Source organism: Streptomyces sp. NPDC107559, assembly GCF_055657365.1.
In genome coordinates this window covers 1,342,802-1,358,897 of sequence record NZ_JBVKBD010000001.1, presented here as the reverse complement: position 1 = coordinate 1,358,897, position 16,096 = coordinate 1,342,802, and the positions used below count along the sequence as shown (strand labels likewise).

The 16,096-nt window shown below is 71.4% G+C and carries 14 protein-coding genes; 7 read left to right on the top strand and 7 right to left on the bottom strand.

The window, feature by feature from the left end:
• The first annotated feature begins 21 nt into the window (after positions 1-21).
• Entirely contained in the window at positions 22-708 is a 687-nt protein-coding gene (locus ACZ7OY_RS05825) for a maleylpyruvate isomerase family mycothiol-dependent enzyme (protein ID WP_471910194.1), read from the top strand.
• Positions 709-752: 44 nt separating this feature from the next.
• Positions 753-1,409 (top strand): MBL fold metallo-hydrolase, encoded by a 657-nt coding sequence (locus tag ACZ7OY_RS05820; RefSeq protein WP_471910193.1) that lies wholly within the window; start codon positions 753-755, stop codon positions 1,407-1,409.
• A 79-nt stretch (positions 1,410-1,488) separates the two neighbouring features.
• Here the strand turns inward: ACZ7OY_RS05820 and aroQ are convergent, their stop codons facing one another.
• Positions 1,489-1,962, bottom strand: coding sequence for a type II 3-dehydroquinate dehydratase (gene aroQ / locus ACZ7OY_RS05815; protein WP_351605632.1), 474 nt, complete (start codon positions 1,960-1,962; stop codon positions 1,489-1,491).
• A 150-nt stretch (positions 1,963-2,112) separates the two neighbouring features.
• Here aroQ and ACZ7OY_RS05810 point away from each other — a divergent pair, with 150 nt between their 5' ends.
• A complete protein-coding gene (locus ACZ7OY_RS05810) occupies positions 2,113-3,417 on the top strand; it encodes an MFS transporter (RefSeq protein WP_471910192.1) in 1,305 nt (434 codons plus the stop codon).
• A gap of 70 nt (positions 3,418-3,487) precedes the next feature.
• Here the strand turns inward: ACZ7OY_RS05810 and ACZ7OY_RS05805 are convergent, their stop codons facing one another.
• From ACZ7OY_RS05805 to ACZ7OY_RS05780, 6 genes are all read right to left on the bottom strand, one after another.
• Positions 3,488-4,588 (bottom strand): calcium:cation antiporter, encoded by a 1,101-nt coding sequence (locus ACZ7OY_RS05805; protein WP_471910191.1) that lies wholly within the window; start codon positions 4,586-4,588, stop codon positions 3,488-3,490.
• A 179-nt stretch (positions 4,589-4,767) separates the two neighbouring features.
• Positions 4,768-5,769 (bottom strand): TerC family protein, encoded by a 1,002-nt coding sequence (locus tag ACZ7OY_RS05800; protein ID WP_471910190.1) that lies wholly within the window; start codon positions 5,767-5,769, stop codon positions 4,768-4,770.
• Positions 5,770-6,056: 287 nt separating this feature from the next.
• The gene (locus ACZ7OY_RS05795) at positions 6,057-8,174 is read right to left on the bottom strand and encodes a TerD family protein (RefSeq protein WP_471910189.1); all 2,118 of its coding nucleotides are present in this window, start codon (positions 8,172-8,174) and stop codon (positions 6,057-6,059) included.
• A gap of 102 nt (positions 8,175-8,276) precedes the next feature.
• A complete protein-coding gene (locus ACZ7OY_RS05790) occupies positions 8,277-8,855 on the bottom strand; it encodes a TerD family protein (protein WP_351605645.1) in 579 nt (192 codons plus the stop codon).
• A gap of 156 nt (positions 8,856-9,011) precedes the next feature.
• On the bottom strand, positions 9,012-11,159 hold the full coding sequence (gene uvrB, locus ACZ7OY_RS05785) for an excinuclease ABC subunit UvrB (protein WP_471910188.1): 2,148 nt from the start codon (positions 11,157-11,159) through the stop codon (positions 9,012-9,014).
• A gap of 40 nt (positions 11,160-11,199) precedes the next feature.
• Positions 11,200-12,066 (bottom strand): MHYT domain-containing protein, encoded by an 867-nt coding sequence (locus ACZ7OY_RS05780; RefSeq protein WP_471910187.1) that lies wholly within the window; start codon positions 12,064-12,066, stop codon positions 11,200-11,202.
• Positions 12,067-12,346: 280 nt separating this feature from the next.
• On the opposite strand from ACZ7OY_RS05780, the gene ACZ7OY_RS05775 reads away from it, so the two are divergent.
• The 4 genes from ACZ7OY_RS05775 (at position 12,347) to ACZ7OY_RS05760 (ending at position 15,861) form a co-directional block, all read left to right on the top strand.
• Positions 12,347-13,219, top strand: a complete 873-nt coding sequence (locus tag ACZ7OY_RS05775) for a glycerophosphodiester phosphodiesterase (protein ID WP_471910186.1) — start codon at positions 12,347-12,349, stop codon at positions 13,217-13,219.
• A gap of 79 nt (positions 13,220-13,298) precedes the next feature.
• Entirely contained in the window at positions 13,299-13,853 is a 555-nt protein-coding gene (locus ACZ7OY_RS05770) for a methylated-DNA--[protein]-cysteine S-methyltransferase (RefSeq protein ID WP_471910185.1), read from the top strand.
• A gap of 188 nt (positions 13,854-14,041) precedes the next feature.
• Positions 14,042-14,950 (top strand): pseudouridine-5'-phosphate glycosidase, encoded by a 909-nt coding sequence (locus ACZ7OY_RS05765; protein ID WP_471910184.1) that lies wholly within the window; start codon positions 14,042-14,044, stop codon positions 14,948-14,950.
• On the top strand, positions 14,947-15,861 hold the full coding sequence (locus ACZ7OY_RS05760) for a carbohydrate kinase family protein (protein WP_471910183.1): 915 nt from the start codon (positions 14,947-14,949) through the stop codon (positions 15,859-15,861). Before ACZ7OY_RS05765 ends, ACZ7OY_RS05760 begins: the two co-directional genes overlap by 4 nt.
• The last annotated feature ends 235 nt before the right edge of the window (positions 15,862-16,096 follow it).

Below are 16,096 nucleotides of genomic sequence, written 5' to 3'. Positions count from 1 at the left end.
GGCGGAGCTAGGGTCGACCTCATGATTGATCACGCACGTGACCTGGCGTCTGTACGTGACGCGACCGACCGGCTGCTCGCCGCAGTCTCCAAACTGGACAACGCCTCACTGGCCGAGGCGTCACGGCTGCCCGACTGGAGCCGTGGACACGTCCTCGCCCACCTCGCCCGCAACGCGGACGCCCTCGTGAACGTCCTCGAGGGACGCCCCATGTACCCCACCGCCGAGACCCGCGCCGCCGACATCGAGCGGGACGCACCCCGGCCGCTCGACACCCAGCTCGCCGACCTGCGCGAGAGCGCCGACCGCTTCCAGGGGACGGGCGCCGCGCCCGCGGACTGGTCGCGCACGGTGCAGCTGCGCAACGGGGTCAGCGACACCGCCGCCCGCGTGCCGTTCCGGCGCCTGGTCGAGGTCGAGCTGCACCACGTGGACCTCGGGATCGGCTACGAGGCGGAGGACCTGCCGGCGGAGTTCACGGAACGGGAGATCGAGTTCCTGATCGACCGGTTCGCCGGGCACGCCGACGTACCGTCCACCCGCCTCACCGACGGCACGCGCACCTGGGACACGGGCAGGTCGGCGGCCGAACCCGAGGTCACCGTAACCGGATCGCCCGCGGACCTGCTCTGCTGGCTCGCCGGCCGGCGCGACGGATCCGCACTGACGGTGACCGGAGCGGCGCTTCCGACGCTGCCTCCGCTGTAGCCATGAGCGGCCCCGGGCCGCTCTCCGGCTATAGGCTGACCGCCATGACGTACAGCGGACAGGTGACGGTCGGCGGCCCGGCGGACGTGCACGAGCTCAAGGACCTGATGATCACCAAGATCGCGGTCGGCCCGATGGACAACAACGCCTACCTGTTGCGCTGCCGGGCCACCGACGAGCAGTTGCTGATCGACGCGGCCAACGACGCGGACACCCTGCTCGGCATGATCGGTGACGACGGCATCGCGTCCGTCGTCACCACCCATCAGCACGGCGACCACTGGCAGGCGCTCGCCGCGGTCGTCGCGGGCACCGGCGCCCGCACCCACGCCGGACGGGCGGACGCCGAGGGCATCCCGGTGCCGACCGACGTCCTGGTCGACGACGGCGACACCATCCGGGTGGGCCGCGTGGAGCTCACCGCGCGCCATCTGGTCGGCCACACGCCGGGATCGATCGCCCTCGTCTACGACGACCCGCACGGACACCCGCACGTCTTCACCGGGGACTGCCTCTTCCCGGGCGGCGTGGGCAACACGCGCAAGGACCCGAAGGCGTTCGCCAGCCTCATCCACGACGTCGAGACGAAGATCTTCGGCGCCCTTCCGGACGAGACCTGGGTCTACCCGGGGCACGGCAACGACACCACGCTGGGTGCCGAGCGCCCGCACCTGCCGGAGTGGCACGCGCGGGGTTGGTGAACCTCCCCCGCCCGGCGGGCGCGTGGCACCGGACCACGCGCCCGGTGTGCACCACGCGCGCACACCGGCGCGCGCCGGACTACGCGCCGGCCTGCGCGGGTCCGGCCAACGCGGCCACCCGCTCCACTCCGAACACATACCCCTGCACCCCGCAGCCCGCGATGACGCCGTCGGCGCGCAGCGAGACGTACGAATGGTGCCGGAACGACTCACGCCGGTGGATGTTGGAGATGTGCACCTCCAGCACCGGCAGGCCGTCGCAGGTGTTGAGCGCGTCCAGGATCGCGACCGAGGTGTGCGAGTAGGCGCCCGGGTTGATCACGATCCCGCAGTGGTTCAGCCGCGCCTCGTGGATCCAGTCGATCAGCTCGCCCTCGTGGTTGGACTGGCGGAAGTCCACCGTGCCGCCGTGCGCGGCCGCCGCCTCGACGCACAGGGACTCGATGTCGGCGAGGGTGTCGGAACCGTAGATCTCCGGCTGACGCTGTCCCAGGAGATTCAGGTTGGGACCGTTGAGGATCATGATGGGGGCGTTGGCCAGGGTGCGGGGCACGGTTCCTCCGGTCCGTTCGGGCTGAGCGTCCACGAGGGGCGGTCCGCCGGGGAGCGCCGCTCGTACCCGGTCTATCACGGTGCCACCGGGCGCCCGCCGCACCCCCTCGCGCCCCCGTAACCGTTGGTCACTGTGGGTAGTTGACGCGTCATGCGCGATGCACACACCGTAAGGGCGCCCGGCATGCTGCGGCTCGCGACCGCCTCGCTCGCCGGGACAGCCATCGAGTTCTACGACTTCTTCGTCTACGGGACCGCCGCGGCGCTCGTCCTGGGCCCGCTGTTCTTCCCGACGTTCTCGCCGCTGGCCGGAACGCTGGCCGCCTTCGGCACGTTCGGGGTGGGCTTCGTGGCGCGTCCGCTCGGGTCCATGCTGTTCGGGCACGTCGGGGACCGGCACGGACGACGGCCGGTGCTCGTCGCGTCGCTGTTGCTGACCGGCCTCTCGACGGTCGCCGTCGGCTGTGTCCCGGCCTACGACCGGATCGGTGTGGCCGCCCCCGTGCTGCTGCTGGTCCTGCGCTTTCTCCAGGGGCTGGGACTCGGCGGGGAGTGGGGCGGTGCGGTGCTGCTGACCGCGGAACACGCGCCGGAGCACCGGCGCGGGCTGTGGTCGGGCTTCCCGCAGATCGGTCCGGCGGTGGGCTTCCTGCTGGCCAACGGCGTGATGCTGGCCCTTTCGGCGACGCTGTCCGATGCCCAGTTCACCCAGTGGGGATGGCGGGTGCCGTTCTGGGCGGCCGGTCTGCTGGCCGTGGCGGGGCTGTGGCTGCGCTCGTCGATCACCGAGAGCCCCCGCTTCCTGGAGCTCGGCGACAAGGCGCGGCTGCCCCTCGCCGAGGTCGCGCGCGACCACTGGCGGCTGGTGCTGCTCACCGCGGGCGCGCTCGCGGCCGGATACGCGATCTTCTACGCCGTGACGACCTGGTCCCTCGCCTTCGCCACGGAACGCCTCGGGGTCGACCGCACGGTCGTGCTGATGTGCATCATGGCCGCGGTGGTGGTGAAGGGCGCGCTGACACCGGTGGCGGCGGTCCTCGGTGACCGTTTCGGGCGGCGGCCCATGTGCCTGGCCGGGTGTGCGGGCTGCGCCCTGTGGATGTTCCCGATGGTCGCGCTCCTGTCCACCGGCGCGCCGCTGCTGATGTTCCTCGGCTTCCTGGGCGCGCTGATCGCGTTCATCACGATGTTCGCCGTGATCGCCGCCTATCTGCCGGAGCTGTACGACCCTCGGGTGCGCTGCACCGGCGCCGCGGTCGGCTACAACCTCGGCGGTGTGCTCGGGGGCGCGCTCACCCCGATCGTGGCGACGGCGCTCGCCGAACACGGCGGACGGGTCCCCTGGGGTGTCGGCGCCTATCTGACCGGTATCGCGCTGCTCAGCCTCGGCTGCTTCACCCTGCTGCCGGAGACCCGTCCGGTGCGCGTCCCGGTGGCGCAAGCCGTCCTGGACTGAACTCGTCCTGGACCGAACCCGTCTGGAGCGAACCCGTCCGGACCGACCGCCGCGGCCCCCGGCGAAGCCCTCACGGGTTGATCGCCAGCTCCAGGTAGGCGGCGAACAGCACCAGGTGGACGCCGCCCTGGAGCGGTGTGGCCCGGCCGGGGACCACGGTCAGCGAGCTGACCACCACGGTCAGGGCGAGCAGCACCATGTGGGTGGCGCTCAGACCGAGGACGAGCGGGCCGGCGAGCCAGAGCGACGCGAGGGCGACCGCGGGGATGGTCAGGCCGATACTGGCCATCGCCGATCCGAGGGCGAGGTTGAGGCTGGTCTGCACCCGGTCACGGCGGGCGGACCGCAGCGCGGCGATGGTCTCGGGAAGCAGCACGAGCAGCGCGATGATCACACCGACGACGGCCTGGTGCAGTCCGGCGGCCTCGACGCCCGACTCGATCGCCGGCGACACGCCCTTGGCCAGGCCCACGACTCCGATCAGGGCGAGTGCCAGCAGCAGCAGGCTGATCCGCGCGGTGCGGGCGGACGGCGCCACGGCGTGTTCGTCCACCGCGATCCCGCCGCCCTGCCGGGCGATCGGCAGGAAGTAGTCGCGGTGCCGTACGGTCTGGGTCGCCACGAACAGGCCGTACAGGATCAGCGAGGACAGTGCGGCGAAGGTGAGCTGCACGGAGGAGAACTCCGGGCCCGGCTTGCTCGTGGTGAACGTGGGCAGCACCAGGCTGAGGGTGGCCAGGGTCGCGACCGTCGCGAGGGCGGCGCCGGTGCCCTCGGGGTTGAAGATCGCCGTGCCGTGGCGCAGCGAGGCGACGAGAAGACTCAGGCCGACGATGCCGTTACAGGTGATCATCACCGCCGCGAAGACCGTGTCCCGGGCGAGGGTCGAGCTCTTGGCCCCGCCGTCCGCCATGAGGGTGACGATCAGGGCGACCTCGATGATCGTGACGGCGATGGCCAGCACCAGGGAGCCGAAGGGTTCGCCCACCCGGTGGGCGACCACCTCGGCGTGGTGCACGGCGGCCAGCACCGCTCCGGCCAGGACCAAGGTCACCACCGCGACCAGCACGCCGGGCAGGTTGCGTCCCCAGGTGAGGACCAGCAGGACGACCGCGGCCAAGGGCACGAGGAACGTCCACTGCGTGGCGAGCGACCTGAGCCGAGCGATCATGGAGCGATCGTCGCAGAGGCCTTCGCGCTTCGCATTCCGCGACTTCGTGAACATGCTCGCCTCCTTCGGCTCTCGGTTCTCGGTTCTCCGGCAGTCCCTCACCCGGGGGCGGCGCCGGGAGGGGTTACGGCGGTGCGCCGTCACCCCTCCCGGCGATGTGGTTCCTGCGGTCGGCGCGGTCAGACGCCGATGCTGTCCTGCGCGGCGCCCTCGCTGTCGCCACGTGCCGCCTCGGCCGCCGCCTGCTTCCGTGAGGCCCGCAGACTGGTGATCGTGGTGACGATCAGGACGGCGCAGATCACGCCGAGCGAGACGGGGATGCTGATCTCCGGGACGTGGACGCCTGACTCGTGCAGTGCGTGCAGCACCAGTTTGACGCCGATGAAGCCCAGGATGATCGACAGGCCGTAGGAGAGGTGGACCAGCTTCTTCAGCAGACCGCCGATGAGGAAGTACAGCTGCCTGAGGCCCATCAGCGCGAACGCGTTGGCCGTGAAGACGATGTACGGGTCCTGGGTCAGGCCGAAGATGGCCGGGATGGAGTCGAGCGCGAACAGCACGTCCGTGGTGCCGATCGCGAGCATCACGACCAGCATCGGGGTCATGACCCGCCCGCCGTTCTGCCGGATCCACAGCTTGGTGCCGTGGTAGCGGTCGGCCACCCCGAAGCGTCGCTCCGCGGCCTTGAGGAGCTTGTTCTCCTCGAACTCCTCCTCGTCCTTGTCGGCACGGGCCTCCTGGACGAGCTTCCAGGCGGTCCAGATCAGGAAGGCGCCGAAGAGGTAGAAGACCCAGGCGAAGCTGGCGAGGATCGCGGCGCCCGCAGCGATGAAGACGGCCCGCAGCACCAGGGCTATGAGGACGCCGACGAGGAGGACGCGCTGCTGGTACTGCGTCGGCACCGCGAACTTCGCCATGATCAGGACGAAGACGAAGAGGTTGTCGACGCTCAGCGACTTCTCGGTGATGAAGCCCGCGAAGAACTCTCCGGCGGGCTGACCGCCGGCGAAGAGCAGCAGGCCGAGACCGAAGAGTCCGGCCAGGACGATCCAGACGACCGTCCAGATGCCCGCTTCCTTGAGGGACACGTCGTGCGGTTTGCGGCCGATGAAGAAATCGACCGCGATCAGGGCGGCAAGACCCGCGATGGTCAGGACCCACAGGGTCAGGGAAACATCCATGGTGCCTCCGGCATTACGTAACGGCATGTAGTCAGCGTTCTTGTGCTGCCGGAGGTCTCTTCCACCCCGGGCCGCGGCGTCGATGACGCTCCAGCGGCCGCACGGGCCGACGCCCCGGGATCCGGTCGGATCCGTATTGACGGGTACGCCGCACAGACAGGGAGTACTCCCCTCCGTGGGAAGACAGTACCCCAATCACCAAGGAAAGGTAAAGTGATTAGTAAAGGGGAAGCCAAAGATGCTGCTCAGAGGGCTTTACGCGGGCTTGGTGAAAGCGCGCGGGGTTGTCAGCCCCGCCAGTTTCGACGGGCCTCGGCCACCTGCGCGAGCACCTGCCCGAGGACCTGGCTGCCGGGCGGTACCAGCGAGGGCTCGTACGTCCAGGCGTGCCCGACCCACGGGTCGGCGAGGTGGTCGTCCGGGACCGGGGTGAGCCTCAGCAGCGAGCGCCACAGCGGATCCAGCAACGGACCGTAACCGGAGGCGTCCTCGCGGTCGGCCACCATCATCAGATGGACGCCGAAGGCCGGCCCCTCGTCGGCGAGGTAGCGGAGCTGGGTCACCGCACGGTCGTCGAAACCGTGCGGGAAGTCGTTGACGACCAGCAGCTGCTGGGACGTGTCGAAGCCGGGCGGCAGCGAGTCGGCGGCACCGCCGCGCACCGCCATCTGGACCAGGTCGACCCGCTGGGTGAGCCGGCCCAGGACGTCCGCCACCCCCGCGGCGCCGACCGCCGGCGGCCCCGCCAGCACACCGGCCCGCACCAGCGGCGCGAGCGGCTGCGCCGCCGAACCGGCCGGGTCGATCACGTGCACGGTGAACTCGCCCGCCGGATGCACGGCCAGCAGCCGGGCCGCGTGCGCCACCGCCGTGGTCATCGCGAGGTGCCGCAGTTCGTGATCGTCGGCGAACGTTCCGTCGGACGATCCGGAATCTGCGCTGTCGATCCAGAATCCGCGCTCCAGTGGCAGCCTGACCAGCATCGGGATGCGCAGCTGCGGCGCCTCGGGCAGCTGGAGTTCCCCGATGCGAAGCGCCATGGGCATCTCCATCGGCACGCGATAGCCGTGCCAGACGGGACTGTCCCAGCCCGCGTACGCCGGCGGCAGCGCGGGCTCGACGACCTCGGCCTCGGCGGCGAGCTGGGCGAGGTCCCGGTCCAGGGCCTCGGTGGCCTGGTCCACGAGCCGGGCGTACTTGTCGTGGGCCGCGTCGCGTGCGGCGTCGCCCTGTCCGCCGATCCTGGCGCGCGGGTCGGACAGCACCTGGTCGAGCTCCTTCTCCCGGCGGGAGTCGGCGAAGTCGACCGCGCTGCGGTAGGCGGCAGCGGTGCGGGCGAGGTCCTCGAACATGCCCCACACCTGGTTGTAGAGCCGCTCCTCCATGGACCATCCGGTCGCGTCGCCCGCGACGGGCCGGGCGGGCTCCCCGGGCGGGGCCGGGGGCGCGGCCGGCGGGGGCGTGGGCGGCGGGGCGTTCCGCCGGCCTGGATGGGTGTAGTCGATCGGCCCGGTGGCGGCGGCCGGTGCGGCGGACGGGCCGCCCGGGGGCGTGACCGGCGCGCCGGGAGGGGTGAGTGCGGAGGGATCCGCGAGCCCGGAGGACGGCGTGACGGCAGGGTCGGCGGGCGTGGCGCCGCCCGGGTGCGCGTTCTGCTGCCCGGACTGTCCCGGGCCGACCGGCGCCTGCGGCCCGTACGGGTCCTGGAGTCCCTGCCGGGTAACGGGCTGGGGCGCCGCGGAGCCCGCGCTGCCCTGGGCCGGGGTCCCGCCGTGCTCCGGGCCGCGGACCGCGGGCTGCCGGAAGCGGTCGCCGTCCGCCGGTCTCGGCATGGGCGCCTGGACCGAGCGGGCCAGGCCACGGGAGACCGCCTCGTCGACACCGGCCGCGAGCTGCCGGGCCTCGGGCAGGCCCTGGTCGGTGAGGAGTTCGGCGAGACCGCCCGCGTAGCCCTGGCCGACGGCACGCACCTTCCAGGCGTCGGCTCTGCGGTAGAGCTCCAGGGCGACCACGGCCGATTCGGCGTCCAGTCCGGTGATGGTGTAGCTGGCGATCTCGGCGCCGTCCAGGCCCGTGACGGCGACGAACGGCGCCGCGACCAGGCCGAAGCGGGCGGGGCCGTCCGTGCCGACGGGCAGTGCGAGCAGCACGCTCACCCGGTGCACGGCTTCCGGCAGGGCGGCCAGGTCCACCGCGAGGCGGTGATCGGCGGCCGCCTGCCGGGAGACCTCGAGTCCGGGCAGGGCGGGAGAGCCCGGGTGGGCCACCCCTTCCACGCCCTGGATCCTGCCGTGCTCGTCGCCGAGCGTGGCGCCGGCCACGATCGGCGTGCCGGCGGAGACCCGGATCTCCAGACGGACCTGGGACAGCGGGTGGTTCTGTCCCCGTACCAGCTCGGCCGTCATCGCCCGCGTCTCCCTGCCCCGTGCCACCGTGTCGTCGTGTGCCGCTCGCCGCTCCGCCCGGCGCCGCGACAGGCAGACTTCGTCCCGTCGCGACGCCCGGCCCTAGAGAAGCGGAAGGATGACCGGCATCAGGTCCTGGAAGGTACGACCGTTGGCCGGAGCGCCGAGGGCCGTCATCGACCAGCCCGAACCGGCCCGGTGCACCTTGGCCATGATCTGGGCCGTGTAGGCGCCGCCGCCCGCCAGCGTGTAGCGGGCGAGCTCCTGGCCGTTGGTCTCGTCGACCAGACGGCAGAACGCGTTCTGCACTTCCTGGAAGGTCTGGCCCGTGAAGGAGTTCACGGTGAAGACGATCTGGTCGATGTGGACCGGGATGCGCTGGAGGTCGACGAGGATGGCCTCGTCGTCGCCGCCCTGGCCGACACCGCCGACGAGGTTGTCGCCGGTGTGGCGCACCGAGCCGTCGTCGCTGACGAGGTGACGGAAGAAGACCACGTCGACCGGCTGCTTGTCCGCGAACAGCACGGCGGAGGCGTCGAGGTCGATCTCACGGGTGCGCGAGCCGAACAGGCCGCGACGGGGAGCAGCCTGCCAGCCGAGACCCATGCGTACCGCGGTCAGGCTGCCCCCGTCGTTCTTCTGCAGACTGATGGCCTGACCCTTGGTCATGTTGACGGTCACGGCTTGATCCCCTCTCGAGCTGTCCCCGGTTGCCGCGGATTCCGCGGGTTGTCCAGAACCCTACGCAGAGCCACTGACAGTGCCGAACCCCGGTCCGTACTTTGTGTCGGTCTTGCAACACAGCACGCTGCGCCGGGGTCCGGTGTGGCTACAGGGTCAGGCCAGGCCCGCCTCCCGCATCTGACGCAGTTCCTTCTTCATCTCGGACACCTCGTCACGCAGCCGGGCGGCGATCTCGAACTGGAGGTCCGCAGCGGCGGCGCGCATCCGCTGCGTCAGTTCCTCGATCTGCTCGGCGAGTTCGGTCGCGGGGCGGTCGGTCGGCACCGTCTCCTTGGTCTTGGCCTTGGCGGACCGGCCGGCCTTCGCGCCGGCCGCCTTGCCGCCGAGGGAGGGCACCGGGGCCTTGGTGCCGTGGCCGTCCTTCTTCGCCTTGCGGTAGCCGGAGCCGAGCAGCTGCTCGGTGTCGACGTCCTCGCGGGCGATCTGCGCCACGATGTCGTTGATCTTCTTGCGCAGCGGCTGCGGGTCGATGCCGTTCGCCGTGTTGTACGCGACCTGCTTCTCGCGCCGGCGGTTGGTCTCGTCGATGGCCCGCTCCATCGCCGGAGTGATCTTGTCGGCGTACATGTGGACCTGGCCGGAGACGTTGCGCGCAGCACGGCCGATGGTCTGGATCAGGGAGGTGCCGGAGCGCAGGAAGCCCTCCTTGTCGGCATCGAGGATGGCCACCAGGGACACCTCGGGCAGGTCGAGCCCCTCACGCAGCAGGTTGATGCCGACGAGGACGTCGAACTCGCCGGCCCGCAGCTCGCGCAGGAGCTCGACGCGGCGCAGGGTGTCGACGTCGCTGTGCAGATAGCGCACCTGGATGCCGAGTTCCAGGAAGTAGTCGGTGAGGTCCTCGGCCATCTTCTTGGTGAGGGTGGTGACCAGGACGCGCTCGTCCTTCTCGACCCGGCTGCGGATCTCGTGGACCAGGTCGTCGATCTGCCCCTCGGTGGGCTTGACGACGACCTCCGGATCGATGAGGCCGGTGGGCCGGATGATCTGTTCGACGACCCCGTCCCCGCGCGAGAGCTCGTACTTGCCGGGAGTCGCCGACAGATACACCGTCTGACCGATGCGCTCCTGGAACTCCTCCCACTTCAGCGGACGGTTGTCCAGGGCGGAGGGCAGCCGGAAGCCGTGGTCGACGAGGGTGCGCTTGCGGGAGGCGTCGCCCTCGTACATGGCGCCGATCTGCGGCACGGTGACGTGCGACTCGTCGATGACGAGCAGGAAGTCGTCGGGGAAGTAGTCGAGCAGGGTGTTCGGCGGGGAGCCCGGCTCGCGGCCGTCGAAGTGCATCGAGTAGTTCTCGACACCGGAGCAGCTGCCGATCTGGCGGAGCATCTCGATGTCGTAGGTGGTCCGCATCCGCAGGCGCTGCGCCTCCAGGAGCTTGCCCTGCTTCTCCAGCTCGGTCAGCCGCTGCCCGAGCTCCTTCTCGATGTCGTTGACGGCCCGCTCCATGCGCTCGGGTCCGGCGACGTAGTGGGTGGCGGGGAAGACGTAGAGGTGCTGGTCGTCGCTGATGATCTCGCCGGTGACCGGGTGCAGGGTGGACAGCGCCTCGATCTCGTCGCCGAACATCTCGATGCGGACGGCGAGCTCCTCGTAGACCGGGAAGATCTCGATGGTGTCGCCGCGGACCCGGAAGGTGCCGCGGGTGAACGCCATGTCGTTGCGCGTGTACTGGATGTCCACGAAGCGGCGCAGCAGCTGGTCGCGGTCGATCTCGTCGCCGACCTTGAGCTGGACCATGCGGTCCACGTACTCCTGCGGGGTGCCGAGGCCGTAGATGCAGGAGACCGAGGCGACCACGATCACGTCGCGGCGGGTGAGCAGCGAGTTGGTCGAGGAGTGGCGCAGGCGCTCGACCTCCTCGTTGATCGAGGAGTCCTTCTCGATGTAGGTGTCCGACTGCGGAACGTAGGCCTCGGGCTGGTAGTAGTCGTAGTACGAGACGAAGTACTCGACCGCGTTGTTCGGGAGCAGCTCTCGGAACTCGTTCGCCAGCTGGGCGGCCAGGGTCTTGTTCGGGGCCATCACGAGCGTGGGGCGCTGGAGCTTCTCGATCATCCACGCCGTGGTGGCGGACTTGCCGGTGCCGGTCGCGCCCAGGAGGACGACGTCCTTCTCACCGCCCTCGATGCGCCGGGCCAGATCGGCGATGGCCGCCGGCTGGTCGCCGCTGGGCTGGTAGGGGCTGACGACCTCGAAGGGCGCCACCGTGCGTTCGATGTGGGAAACGGGCCGCATGGGTTCCACCGTACGGCCCCCCACTGACAACGGGGCCGGATCAGCGGCCCTGCGGGGTGCGGGAGCGGCGCTGCACCGCTTCCCGCCGAGGCCGGGGCGGCACACGGCGGCCCGCGTGCTCCACGACCGGATGGGCCGGGATGCCGGGCTTGGGCTCGGCCACGACCCGTTCGGGCCTGCCCATGATCATCAGCGGATCGAACACCACCACGACACCGGCGAGGCAGAGGAAGGCCAGCGGGCCGATGAGCATGGGGGCGAGCAGCGCCGCGGGCGAGTCGCCGGAGGCGGCGTGGGGCGTGGCGTGCAGGTGGACGCTGAGGCCGGCCATCCCCATGTAGTGCATCCCGCTGACGGCCAGGCCCATCACCAGGCTCGCGCCCACGCTCCAGCGCAGCCCCCGGACCTGGCCGGCCGCCCACAGGGCGGCGGTGGCGGCGGCCATGGCGATGGCGACGGAGGCGGCGACCGTCAGCGTGCTGTACCCCAGGACTCCGTTCAGGCGCATTCCGGCCATGCCCAGGTAGTGCATCGAGGCCACTCCCAGACCGGTGATGGTGCCCCCGGTGAACAGGGCCGCTCCCTTGGCACCCTTGTAGCCGACGATGAAGATCCCGACGCCTACCATGACGACGCCCACGGCGAGGCTGGCGTACATCGTCGGCCTGTCGTAGCGGATCGGCGTCTCGGAGACCGAGAAGCCCATCATCGCTATGAAATGCATGGTCCATATGCCGGAACCCATCGCCGCCGAGCCGAGGGCGAGCCAGCCCGGACGCCAGGACTGGGTCACGAGCAGGGCCCTGGTGGTGCAGCGGAGTCCGAGGGCACCACCGAGGCAGGCCATGACATAGGCCACCAGCGGTGTGACGAGACCGTAGCTGAATCCGTCGACCGTGCCTTGCATGCTCGGCTGCCCTCCGCCCGGTTTCGGTCCTGAATCGCCTTAATTATCCCCCTCCCTCAGGACCGTCCTTGCGGTCGAGGCCGAGGCAGAGAGTATGACTCTCACCGCATTGACCGAACGACTCTCCGGCAAAGAAACACACTATTGCCGCACATGTGCGGCAACCGTGAGCAGGCGTGACGGCGTCCGTTCAGCCTGCGGCCACCTCGCACACCCCTCGCCGCGGACGCTCTGCTGTCACAGTTGAACCGTCCGTAGTCGCCCGATGCGAGGAGTACGCATGTACGCGCGCGCACTTGCCGTCATGACCGCCGCGCTCCTGGCCGCTGTGACTCTTCTGACGCCCGCTTCCGACGCCCGGGCGCGTTCCGGCCGACGGCCCGTGGTCATCGCCCACCGGGGTGCCTCGTCCTACGCCCCCGAGAACACCCTGGCGGCCGTCGACCGGGCCGCCGGGCTGGGCGTCGACTGGGTGGAGAACGACGTCCAGCGCACCAAGGACGGCACGCTCGTGGTGATCCACGACGACAGCCTCCGGCGCACCACCGACGTCGAGCGGATCTTCCCCGGCCGCTCGCCCTGGAAGGTGAAGGACTTCACAGCCGCCGAGATCGCACGCCTCGACGCGGGCAGCTGGTTCGGCCGCGCCTACGCGGGCGTGCACGTGCCGACGCTGGAACAGTACATGCGCCGCGTCGAGCACAACCGTCAGAACCTGCTCCTGGAGATCAAGAACCCGGAACTGTACCCGGGTGTCGAGCAGCAGATCCTCAAGCTGCTCGGCAACGAGGGCTGGCTCGACCGGCAGCACCTCGCCCGCCGGCTGGTCGTCCAGAGCTTCAGCGCGGACAGCCTGCGCACGGTCCACGACCTGGAGCCCGCCGTCACCACCGGGTTCCTCGGCAGCCCTGCCGTGCGGGACCTGCGCGGCTACGCGGCCTTCACCGACCGGATCAACGCCTCGCACGGGTCCCTGTCCGCGGCGTACGTGTCCGCGGTGCACGCGCTCACGGGCCCGCACGGCAGGCGGATGGGGGTCGCCGCCTGGACCGTCGACGACGCGGAGACCGCCCGGAAGGTCGCCGGGTACGGGGTCGACGGCGTCATCACCGACAAGCCCGACCTCGTGCGCCAGGCCTTCTCCGGGTGCTGACCCCGCCGGCTGCCCGGGGCGCACTGTCCGGTGTCCGGTTCCGGGGCTGTTGTCAGTGGCGGCCCGTACGGTGGGGCGCATGGACAGCCTTGGGCAGTACGAGCAGCAGGTCGTGTGGACCGTCGTCGCCACCGACATCGGTCCGCTGCTTCTGGCCGCGACCGGCACGGGTCTGGTCAACGTCGTGTTCCACGCCACCGACGCGGTGCGCGACAAGTCGCTCGGCCGACTCGCGGAGCGGCTGGGAACCACGCCCGTCGAGGCGCCCGGTTCCCCGCTGCTGGCGGAGGCGATACGCCAGGTCGAGGCCTACTTCGCCGGTGAGCGGCGCGCCTTCGAGCTGCCACTGGACTGGTCGCTGAGCTCGGGCTTCAACCGGCAGGTGCTGCGGGAGCTGGCGTCCGGCGTCCCCTTCGGCGCGGTCGTCGGCTACGGCGATCTGGCGAGCCGGGTCGGTCAGCCGGGCGCGGCACAGGCGGTGGGCGTCGCGATGGGTTCCAATCCGCTGCCCGTGATCGTGCCCTGTCACCGGGTCGTCGAGAGCGACGGCGGCATCGGCGGGTTCGGGGGCGGTCTGGAGACGAAGCGGAAACTGCTCGCCCTGGAAGGTGTGCTGCCCGAGCCGCTGTTCTGAGGACCGCGGACAGGACACCCGCCTCGGGAGCGTTTCACGCCGTTCGGGGGCGCCGGCCCGCAGGCGCCCCCTGCGGTGACCGCGAGGGCGCAGGGGGCTGCCGGTGTCGTCCCCGACCGCCGCGAGGGTTTGACCGGACGCGCCGCCCGCCAGAGATGAGGGAGAACCGCGAGACAGGAGGCAGGCGCGTGGTGCTGGTGGTGTCCGATGAGGTACGGGAAGCGATAGCCGCGCGTCGGCCCGTGGTGGCCCTGGAGTCCACGATCATCGCGCACGGGCTGCCGCGCCCGCGCAACCTTCAGGTGGCGCTGGAGCTGGAGACCGTCGTACGGCAGGAGGGTGCCGTACCGGCGACGATCGCCGTCCTCGACGGGCGGCCGCATGTGGGCCTGGACAAGGAGCAGCTGGAGCGGGTCGCGAACGAGGACGGGATCCGCAAGCTCGGCCATCGCGACCTGCCGCTCGCGGTGGCCGCGGGGGCCAGTGGGGCGACGACCGTATCGGCGACCGCGATGTTGGCCGCGCTCGCGGGCGTCCGGGTGTTCGCGACGGGGGGACTCGGCGGGGTGCACCGCGAGTGGACCGTGACACAGGACGAGTCGGCGGATCTGGGGCTGCTGGCACGGACCCGGATCACGGTGGTGTGCGCGGGCGTGAAGTCCATCCTGGACGTGCCGGCGACCCTGCAACGGCTGGAGACGCTGGGCGTCGCGGTGGCCGGGTACGGCACGGACCGCTTCCCGGGTTTCTATCTGTCGGACTCGGGCCACCCGGTGGACTGGCGGCTCGACACCCCGGGGCAGGTGGCGGACGTCATGCGGGCGCAGGACGCCATCGGTGGGCCGGAGTCGGCGCTGATCGTCGCCCAGCCCGTCCCCGAGCGGGAGCAGCTGGATCCCGAGCTGCACGCGCGGGTGCTCGCCGAGGCGCTGAGCGCGTGCGAGGAGCAGGGCGTCAGCGGGCAGGCGGTCACTCCGTTCCTGCTCGACCACCTCGTGCGGCACACGGACGGCGCCTCGCTGAGCGCCAATCTGGCGGCCGTACGAGGGAACGTGAGACTGGCGGGCCGGATCGCGGCGGCGTGGGCCGGGGGATGACAACCGGACGGGACGGGGCGCTGCTGGTCGTCGGTGACGTGGTCACGGATGTCGTGGCCCGGCACCGGGGGCCGCTCGCCACCGGCACCGACACGGCCGCCTCGATCCGTACCCTGCCCGGCGGCGCGGGCGCCAACGTCGCGTGCTGGGCCGCCCACTGGGGCTGTCCCGAGGTGCGGATGCTCGGGCGGGTGGGCGCGGACTCGGCCGCCTGGCACGAGCGGGAGCTGACCTGTCACGGGGTGCGGCCGCGGCTGGTCGTGGACGCGCAGGCGCCGACCGGGACGGTGATCTGCCTGGTCGACACGGGAGAGGCGGCGGAGCGGACGTTCCTCACCGACAGCGGCGCGTGCCTGCGACTCGACCCGGGCGACTGGTCGGATGTGTTGCTCGACGGGGTCGCGTGGCTGCATCTGTCGGGCTATCTGCTGTTCTCGGAGCCGAGCCGGGCCATGGTGGCGGCGGCCCTGGACTCGGCACGCGCGTGTGGTGTGCCGGTGAGCCTGGATCCCGCGTCGGCCGGTTTTCTGGTCGGCCTGGGCGTCGAGCGGTTCCTGGAGCTCGTCGCGGGGGTGACGGTCCTGCTGCCGAGCCGGGACGAGGCGTGCCTGCTCACGGGGCTGCCCGCCACGGCGGACGCGGCGGCCAAGCTGAGCCGTCACGTCCCGCTGGTGGTCGCCAAGCAGGGCGCCGACGGCGCGCTGGTGGCCAGGTCCGGCACCGTGCGGGCCCGCGTCCCCGCGGTGCCGGCGACGCCCCGGGACACCACGGGAGCGGGCGATGCCTTCACGGGCGCGTTCCTCGCGGCACTGCTCGCCGGGGCCGAACCCGAGGAGGCCGCGGCGCAAGGGTGCCGGGCCGGGGCACAGGCGGTCGAACGGGTCGGCGGGAGACCACCCGGGTCGCGCTGAGACGGCGACCGCAGAACGTACGGCGACCGCAGAGCGCGCGGAGGCGCTGACGGGCCGTACGCACGGCCGGATGAAGGCCCACGGCGAAGGCTCGCGGCGGGCGTGGGTGTGGCCGGAGTCCTGCGGACGCAGGGACGCGTCCACCCCGTGTCGGGCTTCGCGGCCGCCCCGCCCGCCCCACCTCGGCCTCACGCCCGGCGGGCCCGGCCCGGCCTCGCGCCTGCCGGGCCCGGCG

Bases quoted from the DNA above. Each gene is read 5' to 3' on its own strand.
- ACZ7OY_RS05780 (WP_471910187.1), bottom strand. From the start codon at position 12,066: ATGCAAGGCACGGTCGACGGATTCAGCTACGGTCTCGTCACACCGCTG.
- ACZ7OY_RS05825 (WP_471910194.1), top strand. From the start codon at position 22: ATGATTGATCACGCACGTGACCTGGCGTCTGTACGTGACGCGACCGAC.
- ACZ7OY_RS05770 (WP_471910185.1), top strand. From the start codon at position 13,299: ATGGACAGCCTTGGGCAGTACGAGCAGCAGGTCGTGTGGACCGTCGTC.
- ACZ7OY_RS05760 (WP_471910183.1), top strand. From the start codon at position 14,947: ATGACAACCGGACGGGACGGGGCGCTGCTGGTCGTCGGTGACGTGGTC.
- ACZ7OY_RS05800 (WP_471910190.1), bottom strand. From the start codon at position 5,769: ATGGATGTTTCCCTGACCCTGTGGGTCCTGACCATCGCGGGTCTTGCC.
- ACZ7OY_RS05775 (WP_471910186.1), top strand. From the start codon at position 12,347: ATGTACGCGCGCGCACTTGCCGTCATGACCGCCGCGCTCCTGGCCGCT.
- uvrB (WP_471910188.1), bottom strand. From the start codon at position 11,159: ATGCGGCCCGTTTCCCACATCGAACGCACGGTGGCGCCCTTCGAGGTC.
- ACZ7OY_RS05810 (WP_471910192.1), top strand. From the start codon at position 2,113: ATGCGCGATGCACACACCGTAAGGGCGCCCGGCATGCTGCGGCTCGCG.
- ACZ7OY_RS05805 (WP_471910191.1), bottom strand. From the start codon at position 4,588: ATGATCGCTCGGCTCAGGTCGCTCGCCACGCAGTGGACGTTCCTCGTG.
- ACZ7OY_RS05820 (WP_471910193.1), top strand. From the start codon at position 753: ATGACGTACAGCGGACAGGTGACGGTCGGCGGCCCGGCGGACGTGCAC.
- ACZ7OY_RS05795 (WP_471910189.1), bottom strand. From the start codon at position 8,174: ATGACGGCCGAGCTGGTACGGGGACAGAACCACCCGCTGTCCCAGGTC.